The sequence below is a fragment of the Marinomonas sp. ABL3_031 genome, assembly GCF_056161265.1.
The window spans coordinates 1-228 of record NZ_JBSWYU010000061.1 but is presented as its reverse complement, the minus strand read 5'-3'; the positions used below and the strand labels follow the sequence as shown (position 1 = coordinate 228).

Sequence of the window (228 nt, the reverse complement as noted above, 5' to 3'; positions counted from 1 at the left end):
AAGATGCCGTCAAAGACGCCAAAGCGGCCTACGAAGAGGCCAAACAAAAAGTGGCGGACGGCAAGCTGCCGAAAAATGACTTAGATTTTTATAAAGCCAACCTCGCCGTGGCGACCGCTAACGTGGCCAGCGCGACTACCGCGGTGACCAGTGCAGGTGCCACTGCTGCTGCCAGCACTGCCACCTATGGCTTTACTATTAATGGTGGTGTTACCACCCAAACTGACA

At 54.4% G+C, this 228-nt stretch carries 1 protein-coding gene; it reads left to right on the top strand.

The features are described 5' to 3' along the window. Positions 1-228: hypothetical protein (locus tag ACXAH2_RS17240; protein WP_475080176.1), on the top strand; the 228-nt coding region annotated here is incomplete at both ends.